The organism is Kribbella flavida DSM 17836, assembly GCF_000024345.1.
GTDB lineage: Bacteria > Actinomycetota > Actinomycetes > Propionibacteriales > Kribbellaceae > Kribbella > Kribbella flavida.
Map to the genome: position 1 here is coordinate 1,459,055 of NC_013729.1, position 13,722 is coordinate 1,472,776.

General features: G+C 71.3%; 12 protein-coding genes. 7 read left to right on the forward strand and 5 right to left on the reverse strand.

What is annotated here, in order from left to right; translation table 11 throughout:
• The first annotated feature begins 39 nt into the window (after window positions 1–39).
• From KFLA_RS06860 to KFLA_RS06870, 3 genes are all read left to right on the forward strand, one after another.
• Window positions 40–876 carry an alpha/beta hydrolase gene (locus KFLA_RS06860; protein ID WP_012919046.1) on the forward strand — a complete coding sequence of 279 codons (837 nt, stop codon included), beginning with the start codon at window positions 40–42 and terminating at the stop codon, window positions 874–876.
• 125 nt (window positions 877–1,001) lie between these two features.
• Window positions 1,002–1,934 (forward strand): neutral zinc metallopeptidase, encoded by a 933-nt coding sequence (locus KFLA_RS35400; RefSeq protein WP_012919047.1) that lies wholly within the window; start codon window positions 1,002–1,004, stop codon window positions 1,932–1,934.
• Between the two features lie 195 nt (window positions 1,935–2,129).
• Window positions 2,130–2,585 carry a hypothetical protein gene (locus tag KFLA_RS06870; protein ID WP_012919048.1) on the forward strand — a complete coding sequence of 152 codons (456 nt, stop codon included), beginning with the start codon at window positions 2,130–2,132 and terminating at the stop codon, window positions 2,583–2,585.
• A gap of 138 nt (window positions 2,586–2,723) precedes the next feature.
• Here the strand turns inward: KFLA_RS06870 and KFLA_RS06875 are convergent, their stop codons facing one another.
• Window positions 2,724–4,361 (reverse strand): phospho-sugar mutase, encoded by a 1,638-nt coding sequence (locus KFLA_RS06875; protein ID WP_012919049.1) that lies wholly within the window; start codon window positions 4,359–4,361, stop codon window positions 2,724–2,726.
• Window positions 4,362–4,480: 119 nt separating this feature from the next.
• Window positions 4,481–4,942 carry a gamma-glutamylcyclotransferase gene (locus tag KFLA_RS06880; RefSeq protein WP_012919050.1) on the reverse strand — a complete coding sequence of 154 codons (462 nt, stop codon included), beginning with the start codon at window positions 4,940–4,942 and terminating at the stop codon, window positions 4,481–4,483.
• Window positions 4,943–4,973: 31 nt separating this feature from the next.
• Here KFLA_RS06880 and KFLA_RS06885 point away from each other — a divergent pair, with 31 nt between their 5' ends.
• Window positions 4,974–6,353: an NAD(P)H-quinone dehydrogenase gene (locus KFLA_RS06885; protein ID WP_012919051.1), complete on the forward strand. Its 1,380-nt coding sequence runs from the start codon at window positions 4,974–4,976 to the stop codon at window positions 6,351–6,353.
• A gap of 204 nt (window positions 6,354–6,557) precedes the next feature.
• Here KFLA_RS06885 and KFLA_RS06890 read toward each other — a convergent pair whose 3' ends face one another.
• The 3 genes from KFLA_RS06890 to KFLA_RS37810 form a co-directional block, all read right to left on the reverse strand.
• Entirely contained in the window at window positions 6,558–6,938 is a 381-nt protein-coding gene (locus KFLA_RS06890; RefSeq protein ID WP_012919052.1) for a RodZ family helix-turn-helix domain-containing protein, read from the reverse strand.
• Window positions 6,922–8,178, reverse strand: a complete 1,257-nt coding sequence (locus KFLA_RS06895) for a phosphotransferase family protein (RefSeq protein ID WP_012919053.1) — start codon at window positions 8,176–8,178, stop codon at window positions 6,922–6,924. Before KFLA_RS06895 ends, KFLA_RS06890 begins: the two co-directional genes overlap by 17 nt.
• Before the next feature lie 377 nt (window positions 8,179–8,555).
• Window positions 8,556–9,383, reverse strand: a complete 828-nt coding sequence (locus KFLA_RS37810) for a hypothetical protein (protein ID WP_012919054.1) — start codon at window positions 9,381–9,383, stop codon at window positions 8,556–8,558.
• 186 nt (window positions 9,384–9,569) lie between these two features.
• On the opposite strand from KFLA_RS37810, the gene KFLA_RS06905 reads away from it, so the two are divergent.
• From KFLA_RS06905 to KFLA_RS06915, 3 genes are all read left to right on the forward strand, one after another.
• Complete coding sequence (locus KFLA_RS06905; protein WP_012919055.1) at window positions 9,570–11,183, forward strand: N-acetylmuramoyl-L-alanine amidase; 1,614 nt, start codon at window positions 9,570–9,572, stop codon at window positions 11,181–11,183.
• The gene (locus KFLA_RS06910) at window positions 11,180–12,391 is read left to right on the forward strand and encodes a SpoIID/LytB domain-containing protein (RefSeq protein WP_012919056.1); all 1,212 of its coding nucleotides are present in this window, start codon (window positions 11,180–11,182) and stop codon (window positions 12,389–12,391) included. The genes KFLA_RS06905 and KFLA_RS06910 overlap by 4 nt, the downstream gene beginning before the upstream one ends.
• An 88-nt stretch (window positions 12,392–12,479) precedes the next feature.
• Entirely contained in the window at window positions 12,480–13,667 is a 1,188-nt protein-coding gene (locus tag KFLA_RS06915) for a glycoside hydrolase family 76 protein (RefSeq protein ID WP_012919057.1), read from the forward strand.
• The last annotated feature ends 55 nt before the right edge of the window (window positions 13,668–13,722 follow it).

Sequence of the window (13,722 nt, forward strand, 5' to 3'; positions counted from 1 at the left end):
CTGAGCAGGCGCAAGGTACTCGCCCTCGGGGGAGCGGCTGTGGCAGTGGGGACCGTCGCCGGACTCGAGACGGGGATCTTGCCGGGCCGGGCGCGGGTCCACGGTGTGCTCGGGCTCACCGGTGAGGACGGAGTCGTGCCGGACGTGCCGGCCGGCCCTGTGGTGTCCGGGACGTTCCGCTCCACAGCACGGCGTACGACGGTCGGGTGGTCGGTGATCTACCCGCACGGCCAGCGAGCCGATGCTCGGCTGCCGGTGGTGCTGGTGCTGCACGGGCGCGGTGGTGACCACACGTCGGCGGTCAACGACCTCGGCGCCGACCGGTACCTCAGCGACGTGGTGCGGTCGGGGACTCCGCCGTTCGCGCTCGCCACGGTCGACGGTGGCCAGGACACCTATTGGCACCGTCGGTCCAGCGGTGAGGATCCGCAGCGGATGCTGACCACGGAACTCCTGCCCCTGCTGGCGAAACGTGGCCTGCGCACGGACCAGTACGGCGTACTCGGGTGGTCGATGGGTGGCTACGGCGCTCTGCTGCACGCCGGCCGGGGCGCAGCTGACAGTGGCGGTCGAGCGGTTGCGGCCGGGGCCATCAGTCCGGCGCTCTGGCGGCATGCCGGGGACGCGGCGGACGGCGCCTTCGACGGCGCCGAGGACTTCGCCGCCCACCAGGTGCTGGGACACCCGGACCCGCTCAAAGAAGTTGCCCTGCGCATCGATTGCGGCCGGGACGACCCGTTCGCCGGTGCGGTCCGGGAGCTGCGGGACGAGGTTGCCGCGGCCGGCGGGATCCAACCCGGTGCGCACACCGCCGGTTACTGGCGGCGCATGCTCCCTGACCAGCTGCGATTCCTCGGCACTCGGCCCGGCCGGTGATTTTCCCGGGTTCCAGGGAACTTCACACCGCAATGTCGCGTCCGAGCCCGTGTCCGTGCCGGCATGAACCTCTGGATGATCCAGGATGTCCCCGGTAAGTCCCCCAGTACTCGAGAGTGGAGCGCATGAACTTTCTCTCCAGCAAGAAGCTGCGCGGCCTGGTCGGCGTTGTCGCCCTGGCCAGCTGCGCGGCCGTCGCGATGCCGAACGCACAGGCCGCCCAGGCCGGCGCCACCGAGGTGCGGCCGATCCCCGTCCCGGGCGAGGTCGCCGAGGTCCCCGAGGTCCCGAACGCCGGCCGTGACGCCGGCTGGACCGCGGCCAGCGCGTGGAACGCGGTGCGGTACAACAAGCTGTACAACACCGGCGCCATCCCGGCGTCGCGGTGCAAGCGGCCGGCCGTCGCGCTGAACACCGAGGCGCGGGTCCGGTACTTCGAGCAGGAACTGGTCCGCTGCATGCACGCCGTGTGGCGCACCAACCTGTGGAAGGCCGGCAACCCCAAGTGGAACGTCAAGCCGAACCTGGTCGTGCACGGCTACAACCAGGTCAAGACCGTCTGCGGCACGGTGCCGGGCTGGACCGCGTTCTACTGCAGCGCCGGCAACGGCACGATCTACATCTCGTGGCGTCAGCTGGTCACCTGGTACGCGCAGAACCCGACCTTCACCATCGCGTACGCGACCAACACGATCGCGCACGAGTACGGTCACCACGTCCAGGCGATGAGCGGTCTGCTGACCGCGTCCTGGTGGCGGCAGAACCACATGTCCCGCGACGCGGGGCTGGCGGAGAGCCGTCGTCGTGAGCTGCAGGCGTCCTGCTTCGGCTCGGCCTACATCGGCGCCAACAAGGCGTACTACCCGATGACCGGCGGGCTGAAGGCCGAATGGGACTGGGTCGTCTCGCACTCCGGCGACCGTCCGGGCTACCCGCGCGACCACGGCTCGTGGACCAGCCACAACTTCTGGTCGCAGGCCGGCTTCAAGGGCAACGGCCGGTACAGCCACCCGGGCAGCTGCCAGACCTGGGCCGCTCCGGCGACCCGGATCTCCTGATCGTGACCCGGATCGTCTGACGCGGTTCGGTAAAAGGTCGTAGGCTCCGCGTAACACGGGCGCCCGGAGAGCGTTGGCTCTCCGGGCGCCTCAGCGTTTTGCCGACACGTGCACGATCTGCGATCGTGTGGTCACCGTGTTTCGGTCCGCACGCCTTAGTCTGGGTCGATTGTCGAACGGCAGGAGTCAAGGACAGTGAACTACGACGAGTTCAACACCGAGTACACGAAGGTGCTGGACAAGATCAAGAGCGGTAAGTGCAGCTGGTCGGAGCTGTCCGGGCACGTGACCCGGCTCCGTCAGTCGACCGCGGGCATCACGGTGCCGGCCGAGCGCCACCAGATCGACAGCGATCTCGCCGCGCTCGCGCAGATGGTCGACCTGTCCCGCCGCACCAACGACAAGGAAGACGTCTGGACGGTCACCTCCGAGGCGATCCGCCGGGCCAGCAGCCAGGAGGGCACCGTCGCGGACCGGATCGGGCGGATCGAGGCGAGCATCAACGACATCACCGCCCTCGCGAACCGAAACCCGGACGAGCGTGAGGCGCTGATGCAGTCGACCAGCACCCTGCGCATCCTGCACTCCTCGCTGCAGAGCTCCCTGCGCGCCGAACAGGCCGACCAGGAAGCTGCCGCCGCGGTCCGCTGACCCCAACCGCTCGCCGCCGCTGACGGCGCGAGGGCTGGGAGTTTCCCGCCAGGTGCTCCCACCGGCCAACTGAACACCCGCAAGCCGAAGGGCCCCTCACCGAGGGGCCCTTCGGCTTGCGCGGGCGCTGCGCGGGGGTCAGATGCCGGCGGCGGTGGCGAGGTCCTGCTTGATGGCGGTGAGGTGCTGGGCGGCCCGGGTGCGGGCGGCGGGCACGTCCTCGCCTTCGACCGGGATGACGACCTCCAGGTAGCACTTGAGTTTGGGCTCGGTGCCGGAGGGGCGGACGACGACGCGGGCACCCTCGGAGAGCGTGTAGCGCAGGCCGTCGGTGGGTGGCAGGTGCTCGCTGCCGGTGCTCAGGTCGTCGACGCGCTCGACGGCGTGGCCGCCGAGGGTGGTAGGCGGTGTCGCGCGCAGGCGGTCCATCGCGGCGGCGATCAGGCTCAGGTCCTCGACCCGGACCGACAACTGGTCCGTCGCGTGCAGCCCGTACTTGATCGCCAGGGCGTCGAGCAGGTCCAGCAGGGTCCGTCCCTGCGCCTTCGCCCGCGCGCCGAGCTCCAGCACCCGGATCAGCGTGGAGACCCCGTCCTTGTCCTTCACCGCGGCCGGGTCCACGCAGTACCCGAGCGCCTCCTCGTAGCCGAACACCAGCCCGGGCACCCGCCCGATCCACTTGAACCCGGTCAGCGTGTCGACGTACCGCACCCCGTACGCCGCGGCGATCTTGCCCAGCAGCGACGACGAGACGATCGAGCACGCGGCCACGCCGTCCGGCCGGGACGCCAGCAGGAACTCGCCGAGCAACGCGCCCAGCTCGTCCCCGCGCAGCATCCGCCAGCCGCCCTCGGCCGACGGGTCCGGCACGGCCACCGCGCACCGGTCGGCGTCCGGGTCGTTCGCGACGGCCAGGTCGGCGCCGACGCTGCGGGCCAGCTCCAGCGCGGCATCGATCGCGCCGGGCTCCTCCGGGTTCGGGAACGCCACCGTCGGGAAGTCCGGGTCCGGGTCGGCCTGCGTCGCGACCACCGCCGGCACGGCGAATCCGGCGCGCCGGACGGCGTCCTCGACCAGGAACCGGCCGACCCCGTGCAGCGGCGTGTACACGACCTTCAGCTCGCGCGGCGCGTCGGCCGGTACCAGCGTGGCGATCCGGTCCAGGTACGCGCCGAGCAGGTCGTCGCCGGCGGTCTGCCAGTCGTCGCCGCGCGGTACGGAGTCGAGCGGGCCGACCGCGTCGATGGCCGCGGCGATCCCGTGGTCCGCGGGCGGCACGATCTGCGAGCCGTCGCCGAGGTAGACCTTGTAGCCGTTGTCCTGCGGCGGGTTGTGCGACGCGGTGACGACGACGCCGGCGACCGCGTTCAGGTGCCGGATGCCGAACGCGACCACCGGGGTCGGCGCCGGCCGGTCCAGCAGGACGGCGTCCAGCCCGGCGCCGCGGATCACGGCGGCGGTGTCCCGGGCGAACACGTCGGACTTGTGCCGCGCGTCGTACCCGATCAGCACCGGGCCGTCGGTCAGGCCGTTGGCCTTCAGGTACGCCGCCAGTCCGGCCGCGGCGCGGATCACCACGACCCGGTTCATGCGGTTCGGGCCGGCTCCGACGGCGCCGCGCAGACCCGCCGTACCGAACTCGAGCTTGGCGCCGAACCGGTCGGCCAGCTCGGCGTCGGCGTCGGCGTTCAGCAGAGCCTGCAGCTCGGCACGGGTGTCGGGGTCGGGGTCTTCGCTCAGCCAGGCTTCGGCGGCGCTGCGGAGGTCATCGATCACCTCCGCACGATAACCGGCGGACCTGCACCACTCATCAAGCGCGTCGAACAGCCCGCGCCGCCGCTGGGCCGAGCGTGATCCGCCCGGCCGGGAGGTGGTTGGTGAGTGGTGGAGGTTCGCTAGTGGCCGGAGGACTGGCAGGGGCGGGCCCTGAGGTCGGCGACGTAGTCGTCAGGGGCGCCGGCGGCCTCGGCCGCCTCGGCGAGGATGCCGAGGTAGCGGGCCGACGGGAGGCCGCCCTCGTAGGCGTTCAGCACGTACATCCAGGCCAGCTGCTCGCCGTCCAGGGTCTGCACCCGGACCTGGATCTTGCGGTAGACGCCCTGGTCGATCCACTCCCACTCGTCCAGCCGCTCGACGTCCTTGGGATGCACGTCGTACAGGGCGACGAAGACCTGGTTGGTCGGGTCGGACGGGTCCTCGACGACGGTGGCCATCGAGCCCTCCCAGCCGAGCTCCTCACCCCCGAACGTGAGGCGCCAGCCGACGATCCACCCGGTCCCGCGCAAGGGCGAGTACGGGCACCGATCGGCCATCAGGTTCGGGTCCAGATTCGACGCAAACGCGGCGTACAGGGTCACGAGACCACAGGATACGGAACAATGGCCTCTCGTGGCGCGAGTTGTGATCATCGGTGGCGGTCCTGGCGGGTACGAAGCGGCGAGTGCGGCCGCCCAGCTGGGAGCGGAGGTGACGGTTGTCGATTCCGACGGGATCGGCGGTTCGGCCGTGCTCACCGACTGTGTCCCCAGCAAAACCCTGATCGCCACCGCGGAGGTGATGACCGAGGTGGTGGAGGCCGGCGAGCTGGGCCTGCGGGTGGACGACGGCGACGACGACCCGGCGAACTCGGTCAGCGTCGAGCTGCCGGTGGTGAACCAGCGGGTCAAGGCGCTCGCCACGGCCCAGTCCGAGGGCATCAGCCGGCGCCTGGCCGCCGACAACGTCCGGGTGATCAGCGGCCGCGGCCGGCTGGACGGGCCGGAGACCGTGGTCGTCGGCGACGAGCGGCTGGCCGCCGACGTGGTGCTGATCGCCACCGGGGCCCGGCCGCGCATCCTGCCCGGCTCCGAGCCCGACGGCGAGCGGATCCTGACTTGGGAGCAGGTCTACGAGCTGACCGAGCTGCCCGAGCGGCTGATCGTCGTCGGCTCCGGCGTGACCGGCGCGGAGTTCGCCAGCGCGTACGACGCGCTCGGCAGCGACGTGGTGCTGGTCTCCTCGCGGGACCGGGTGCTGCCGGGTGAGGACCAGGACGCGGCCGAGGTGCTGGAGGACGTGTTCAAGCGGCGCGGCATGACAGTGCTCGGCAAGTCGCGCGCGGAGTCGGTCAAGCGGCACGGCGACGGGGTCGTGGTGACGCTGACCGACGGCCGGTCGGTCGAGGGTTCGCACGCGCTGCTGGCGGTCGGCTCGCTGCCGAACACCGAGGACATGGGACTTGTCGAGTCGGGCGTGTCGCTGGGTGACGGCGGCTTCGTGACCGTCGACAAGGTGTCCCGGACCAGTGCCCGGGGCGTGTACGCGGCCGGCGACTGCACCGGGGTACTGATGCTCGCCTCGGTGGCCGCGATGCAGGGCCGGATCGCGATGTCGCACGCGCTCGGCGACGCGGTCGCGCCGCTGAACCTGTCGACCGTCTCGTCGAACGTCTTCACCGCGCCCGAGATCGCCACCGTCGGCCTGACCCAGGCGGTGGTGGACGCCGGCGGCAGTACGGCGATGGCGGTGAAGGTGCCGCTCGCGGACAACGCCCGGGCCAAGATGCAGGGCGTCAAGGACGGTTTCGTGAAGCTGTTCTGCCTGCCGAACACCGGCATCATCGTCGGCGGCGTGGTCGTCGCACCGCGGGCGAGCGAGCTGATCCACCCGATCTCCCTGGCGGTCGGCGCGCGGCTGACGGTCGACCAGATGGCGCAGTCGTTCACCGTCTACCCGTCGGTCTCGGGCTCGATCGCCGAAGCGGCCCGCCGCCTCCACCTGCGCTCCTGACCCCTCCGTCCCCCGTCGATCCCCAACCCCCTGCCCCCCGGCTCCCGGCCGCCGCTGCGTTAACGCTGGTGGGTTGACCCGCCAGACGCATGGTTGGCCCACCGGAATCTGGTGGGCCAACCATGTAGCTGATGGGTCAACCCACCAGAGTGGAACGGGGTGGCCGGGTGGGAAGCCGTCCGCTGGGTGCGGTGGGTCGGGCGTTCAGTTGGGGGTGTTCGCGGAGTCGGCGGTGCCGGGGGAATTCGCCGAGGTGGAGTCGTTCGGCGTGTTGGCCGAGTCCGTGTCGCCCGGGGTGTCGGTGGAGCCCATGTCGGCCGGGGTGTCGGCCGAGTTGGTGTCGCTCGGGGTGTCCGCTGAGTTGGTGTCGCCCGGGGTGTTGGCCGAGTTGGTGTCGGTGGAGTCGGCGGGCGACTGGGGCGGGGTCGACGGGGCGGTGGCGCTGGGGCCGGGGGTGGTCGCGGTGGGCTGGACCGTGGCCGGGTCGTTGAGGTCGGCGGGGGCGGCGTACGCCGCGGTGCCGATGCCGAGGCCGGAGGCGGCGGCGAGGGTTCCGACGACGGCCCACTTACGCGGTGCTGACATGGTGATTCCTTTCCTGGAGGGGGAACTCGAGGCCCCGGTGGACCCGGTGAGCGCTGTCGAACCAGCTTTCCGCCAGCGCGACGCGCCTCCGGGTGGTCTGCTGCCAGCCGGCTTCCTGCACGCGGTGCGGGCCAGTGGCGAGGGAGAGGACGACCGAGGCGACCCGCAGCCGGAGCTGGCGGGGGTCGGCCTGACGGTCGAAGGTGGACAGGCAGCGGTCGGCCAGTCCGGTGATGGCGTCCGCGTTCGCGGGCAGCACCTGGGCGAGCACGCTGAGATGCCCGAGCAAGCAGGCCAGGTCGTCCAGCCGGTCGCCCGGGCCGGCGGTGTCGACATCCAGCAGGCCGGTGATCGCGCCGCGGTGGTCGACCAGCAGTTGCGCCTCGTACAAGTCGCCGTGCACCGGCACGATCGGCCCGATGGTGCTCTCGGCAACGATCGAGCGGGCGAGCTGGGTGGACCAGCTGGAGACCTCGGGGACGACGCTGCCGATCGCCTGGGCGTAGTACTCGGTCCGCTCCAGCCACGACGTACGCCGTGGTGCGTCGAGCAGTTCGGTCGGGAGGCGGTCCAGCAGCTCGGTCACCGCGGCCGGGTGGAGGTGCGGCCGGGAGGAGCGCAGGGCTGATCGGAGGGTCCGTCCGTGCAGGGCTTCGAGGACGACCAAGCCGTTGTCGCTCCAGCCCAAACTGCGAGGAGCCGGTACGCCGGCGCCGGTGAGCAGTCGGTGCCGGTCGTGCAGCGCTCGCGCCTTGGCCGGCGGTACGACCTTCAAGAACAACCGCCCGAGCGGCCCGACGGCTTCGACCACGGCCCGCCGCAGCGGCCGGTACGCCCGAAGGTGTACCGAAACCGGCCCGGACCCGAGTCCGCAACGGGCGAACAGCGCCGCCACCGCGGCCGGATTCAGGGCGGTCCGCAGTCCTGGCAGCTGCGGATCGTGCGCCGCCTGCCAGACACCGATCCGTGTCTCGCCGTCGCCGACCACCGCGACTCCCTCGGGCAAGCGCCCTCCGCAGGTCGCCCCCAACGTCTCCTCGGCAACAACCTCCGCCTGCCCAGCACCGCCGACCTCGGCGTTCCAGGCGATGCGGGTCCGGTACGAGACGGTTGCCTGGTCGCCGTGATGGTCGACCTCGGTCGCGCGCCAGTCGAGCAGCCGCCCACCGGCCGCCTCGACCACCGCCGCCAGCACCTCACCCGCCTGCTCCCCGGTCAGGAGCTCCCGCTGTTCCGCCATGTCCAGAACCCTGCCGGCCGAGCATGAGGCGGCCGTGAGCCGAATCTGAGAAGGCTCTCATCCAGTTCGAGCGCGGACGGCCGCTCGGGGCCCACGCTGGAGATGTGTGTTGCCGTCGGCATCGTTCTGCCACTGCCCTGGCAGCACGCGCTGGTCGGCCTCGAGATCTACCGGCTCGGCGGCACGACCCCTGCTCGACAACCCCTCCGCCCTGCACGACGTACGCCTAGCAGGCACGCCGTTGCCATTGCCCTATCCGCCGTCCCGCTGCTCGCGCTCCGCTCCCGAGCGAACGTGCCGTCGCTGAGCTCCTGAGACGCCGACGGCCCCCAGGAGCATGCTGCTCCCAGGGGCCGTCGAACGTGCGTACCGCTCGGTCAGAAGTCGCCGAAGTCGCCGCCGAAGTCGCCCCAGCCGCCGCCGTCGCCGCCACCGGCGTCGCCGCCCGGGTCGTCGCCGAAGTTGAAGTCGTCGCCGCCGCCCTCGCCGCCTTCACCGCCGCCTTCGCCACCGGCGAAGTCGCCGTAGCCGCCGCCGGCGAACATGCCGCCCAGCATCGTGCCGATGAACATGCCGGTCATCACGCCACCGAGGGCGCCGAACATGCCCTGCGCGTACGGCGCGTACGCCGGTCCGGCCTGCCAGTAGGGGACCCGCTGCGGGCCGACCATCACCTTGCGGACGTCCGGCTCGGCGCCGGCCCGGACCCGCTCGGCGTCCGCGGCGCAGGCCGGGACCTCCCGCGGAGCACCGCCCGGCGGCGCCCAGGTGACGTCCTCGACCGACGGGCCGTGCTGGGGGTTGAAGAAGCAGGACGGGCGGCGCTGCGGCAGCGGTTCGCCGTTCACCCGGGCGCGCACGCAGGCCATCGCGTACCGGCCGTCCTCGAGGATCTCGATGACGTGCTTGATCTGGTCGGCCTCGGTCACCTGGGCGACCGCCTGCTTGGCGGACTCGTAGGAGTCCAGCGCGCGCTGGTAGTCCTGCCGGGCGCCGTCCCCGAGGTCCTTGCCGACCATGTCGAGATCCAGGTCCTGGAGCTCCTCGCCGAACCGGGTGATGTCCTCGTCGGCGGTGCGCTTGACCGACTCGACCTCGGCCGCGGTGATCTCGTGCTGCTTCTTGGTCTGCAACTGGGTCCGCCGGTACGACCGGTATGCCAGTACTGCGATCACGATCACCGCGATCAGCAGGATCAATTCCATGACGAGCCTTCCTCGACGGGCTTTACGAAGAGCCTACCGAGTCGGGCCAATCGGGCGGTACCGGCGGGGTCGGTCGAAGCTGTCGACGCGCCACGCAGGGTGACCACAATTGCCCGGTCCGGTCACGGAATGCGTTTACTCTGTCACCGCTGCCTCATAGGCAATCAGATCGGCGGAGGCTGTTCGATGCGTGCGACGCGATCCCTGCGACTGACCCTGACCGCGGTGACAGGCCTGGCCCTGTTCGTGCCGCTGGTTCGGACTCCCTGGAGCGACCCGGCCCCGGCCGGCGCCGCGCCGCGGTCCGAGTACGCCGTCGAGCCGTCGTACCAGGAGCTGCCGTTGCAGCCGTCGTCCGGCGCCCGGATCAGCAGCGCCGTCGCGCGGACGCGGCAGTTCGGCATGGTCGGGGTGACCTGGCCGTACCGGAAGAGTTCCGCGCGGGTGGAGGCGAAGATCCGGGTCCAGCGCAACGGGTCCTGGACCGCCTGGCAGCGGTTGCCGGTCGAGGACGAGCACGGGCCGGGGGACTCCGAGGGCCGGCCGCGGTCGGGCACCGAGCCGCTGTGGGTCGGCAGCGCCGAGGGCGTGCAGGCGGCGGTGACCGCCACGGACGGTACGCAGGTCACCGACGCGAAGGTGGTCCTGATCCAGCCCGGCGCCCGCGCGACCGACGCCGCCCCTCCGCCCGCCCGGGAGACCGAGCAGGTGCCGGGACGCGACGCCGGCCGGGCGCCGTACCCGATCCCGCGCATCATCGGCCGGCCGGGCTGGGGCGCCGACGAGCGGCTGCGCGCGCACAACGGCGCCGCCTGCGCGAAGCCGAAGTACACCAGCACCGTGCAGGCCGCGTTCGTGCACCACACCGCCGATCGGTCCGACTACACCAGCGCGCAGGTGCCGGCGATGATCCGCGCGATGTACACCTACCACGTGAAGAGCCGCGGCTGGTGCGACCTCGGCTACAACTTCCTGGTCGACCGGTTCGGCCGGACCTGGGAGGGCCGGTACGGCGGCATGCAGCTGCCGGTGCTCGGCGCGCACACCAGCGCGTTCAACGCGAACTCCTTCGGCGTCTCGCTGATCGGCAACTTCGAGCAGGCCGTACCGACCACGTCGATGCTGGAGGCAACGGCTCGGGTGATCGCCTGGAAGCTCGACGCGAACTACCGGTCGCCGGTGTCGACCGTCGTGCTCGCCGGCAGCAGGCTGAACACGGTGTCCGGGCACCGCGACGCCAAGGCGACCGCGTGTCCGGGCAACAACCTGTACTCCAGGCTCGGCTGGCTGAGGCAACGGGCGCACGCCTTGATGGGCAAGAGCATCTCGACCGAGATCTACCAGTACGCGCAGCAGCTCGGCGGCTACCGCGCGATCGGTCAGCCGTTCTGGGGCGAGCATCCGACCCGGACCGGCCGCGCGACGCACTTCGGCGTCCGGGACATCTACTGGTCGGCCCGTACCGGCGCGCACTCGGTGCACGGTGGGTTCCGCAGCCGGTTCCGGCAGATCGGTCCGGACTCGCCGCTCGGTCTGCCGGTCGGCGAGCAGCGCAACGGCAAGGTCAGCGGCAGCCGGGTCCAGCCGTTCCTCAACGGCGCGATCTACTGGTCGCCGCGGACGGGCATGTTCCCGGTCGCCGGCCTGATCTCCCGCAAGTACGGCGCTCTGGGCGCGGAGGGTTCCTGGCTCGGCCTGCCGACGTCCGGCGCGTACCAGGTGAACGGCGGGGTGCAGCAGCGGTTCGAGCACGGCCGGCTGACCGCGAGCACCCGGACCCAGCAGGTCTACGTCTCGTGAGGCGCCTCGTCTGTGCCGGCCTCGTGCTGGCGGTTCTGCCGAGCGGTCCGGCCGTCGCGCGCGAACCCGATCCGCCGGAGCCGGAGGCGGTGCACACGATCACCGGCCGGGGGTTCGGCCACGGTCGCGGGATGTCCCAGTTCGGTGCGCAGGGCGCCGCGCTGGCCGGCCGGAGCGTCCAGCAGATCCTCGACTTCTACTATCCCGGCACGACCACCGGCGAGGCGACCGGGACGGTCCGGATCCGGCTCACCCGGGACACCACGGACGGCGTCCGGGTGGTCGCGGCGACCGGCCTGAAGCTGCGGGACCTGCGCGCGAACCAGGTCCACCAGTTGCCGACGGCCCCGACCCGGAGTCAGTGGTCGATCGACCCGCACGGTCAGCACGGCACCCGGGTCAGGTCGTTCGACGCGAAGACCCGGAAGTGGGCGCTGTGGCGGACCCTGCCGGGCATGGCGCAGTTCGAAGGGCCGGCTGTGATCGCGCTGGTCATGCCGAGCGGCGCGCAGGCCAGGTACCGTGGCGTGCTGCGATCGATCGATGCCGCGGGCGCGCACCTGGACACGGTCAACGCGTTGCCGATGGAGAGTTACCTGCGGGGCGTCGTGCCGCGGGAGGCGATCGTGAGTTGGCGACCGGCCGCGTTGCAGGCCCAAGCTGTTGCCGCGCGCACCTACGCGGCGTACCACCGCAAGCGGTCCGGGAAGCGGGCCTACGACCTGTGCGACACGATCGCCTGCCAGGTGTACGGCGGCCACGGGTCGGAGAAACCCGCCACGAACAAGGCGATCGCGGCGACGGCCGGACAGGTCCGGCTGTACCGCAACTCGCCGATCATCGCCGAGTTCTCCTCGTCCAACGGCGGGGCGACGGCGGCCGGCCCGGTGCCGTACCAGGTGGCCAAGCTGGACGGCTGGGACGCCTATCCCGGCAACAAGAACCCGAACGCGAGCTGGACCGTGACCCGGACGAGCGCACAGCTGCGGGCGGCCTTCGGCGTCGGCGCGCTGAGCAGCGTGCGGGTGACCTCCCGGACCGGTTTCGGGCCGGCCGGTGGACGGGTGCTGCGGGTCGTCGCGGTCGGGGCCGCCGGCACCCGCACGCTCACCGGTGATCAGGTCCGGAGCAAGCTCAAACTCAAGTCCGCCTGGTTCACTTTTGCCGGGGTTCGACCACTTGATATGCCAACTGCTCCGCCAGAATAAGTCCGGCCCGAGCCATTGACGCGTCCTCCTTGCGCCAGTTAGAACGTGACATCGATGTCAACCGCTGCCGCCCAGGAGGAGCACCTCGATGCGCAGAAGAATTGGTATATCAACCAAGCTGGCCGGTGGAGTTCTCGCCGTCGCGATGCTCGGTGCCCTGCACGCCCCCGCGGCCAATGCCGCACCCGCTGCCGAGGAGGCGACCGGCCGGCCGGCGCCCGTCGGTGCGGCGGCCCGCGCCACCACGTCGTACGAGGCGCTGAACAAGTACTTCTCGGCCGGTCCGGGCCTGCTGCTGGAGGAGTACCCGAACCACCAGCAGAACCCGTACTCCTACATCTGGCCGTACTCCCAGGCCGCGGTCGCGGCCGAGAACCTGGCCGGCATTCCCGGCACCGGCCGCAAGTACGCCGCCGAGGCGGAACGCCGGCTCGACGGCTACGAGCCGTACTGGAACACGACCACCACGCCGAAGGGCTACGACTCCTACCTGCGGCCGCCGCTGGGCCACGGTGGCGACAAGTTCTACGACGACAACGAGTGGATCGGGCTGCACCTGATCCAGCACTACCAGCGCACCGGCGACCGTTCGTCGCTGGCCCGGGCCAAGGAGATCTTCACGCTCGTCGTGCACGGCTGGGACAACGACCCGTCGCACCCGTGCGCGGGCGGCGTCTACTGGACCCAGGCGCCCTGGAGCCAGGACCGCAACACGATCTCGAACGGCCCGGGCGCCGAGCTCGGCGCGCACCTCTACCTGCTCACCCGGGACCGGTCGTACCTGACCTGGGCGCAGAAGATGTACGAGTGGGCCCGGAACTGCATGCTGGCCCCGAACGGGCTGTACTGGGACCACATCGACCTGGCCGGCACCATCGAGAAGACCCAGTGGAGCTACAACCAGGGCGTGATGCTCGGCGCCGGCGTGCTGCTGTACAAGGCGACCGGGCAGGAGCGCTACCTGACCGAGGCCAAGGCAGTCGCGAACGCGTCGCTGGCGTTCTACGGCAGTGAGGACCGGCTCTGGAAGCAGCCGACCCGGTTCAACGCGATCTGGTTCAAGAACCTGCTGATCCTGGACTCGGTCGACCACGACCCGCGGTACAAGGCGGTCATGAAGGCGTACTCCGACCGGGCGTGGAAGGAGGCCCGCGATCCTGCCACGGGCCTGTTCCACTTCGTCGAGGGACCGGTCCAGCTGCTGGAGCAGGCCGGCATGGTCCAGATCGACGCGCTGCTCGCCTGGCCCCGCAGTCGCTACGACGAGCTCGCCTGAAACGTCCGAGGGCTCGGCCGAACCGCACGGGTTCGACCGAGCCCTCGGCTCGTCA

What these genes read in the sequence shown, in the direction of transcription:
- KFLA_RS06895 (WP_012919053.1), bottom strand. Translation starts at nt 8,178, where the DNA reads ATGGCGGAACAGCGGGAGCTCCTGACCGGGGAGCAGGCGGGTGAGGTG.
- KFLA_RS06890 (WP_012919052.1), bottom strand. Translation starts at nt 6,938, where the DNA reads ATGTCAGCACCGCGTAAGTGGGCCGTCGTCGGAACCCTCGCCGCCGCC.
- KFLA_RS06915 (WP_012919057.1), top strand. Translation starts at nt 12,480, where the DNA reads ATGCGCAGAAGAATTGGTATATCAACCAAGCTGGCCGGTGGAGTTCTC.
- KFLA_RS06905 (WP_012919055.1), top strand. Translation starts at nt 9,570, where the DNA reads ATGCGTGCGACGCGATCCCTGCGACTGACCCTGACCGCGGTGACAGGC.
- KFLA_RS37810 (WP_012919054.1), bottom strand. Translation starts at nt 9,383, where the DNA reads ATGGAATTGATCCTGCTGATCGCGGTGATCGTGATCGCAGTACTGGCA.
- KFLA_RS35400 (WP_012919047.1), top strand. Translation starts at nt 1,002, where the DNA reads ATGAACTTTCTCTCCAGCAAGAAGCTGCGCGGCCTGGTCGGCGTTGTC.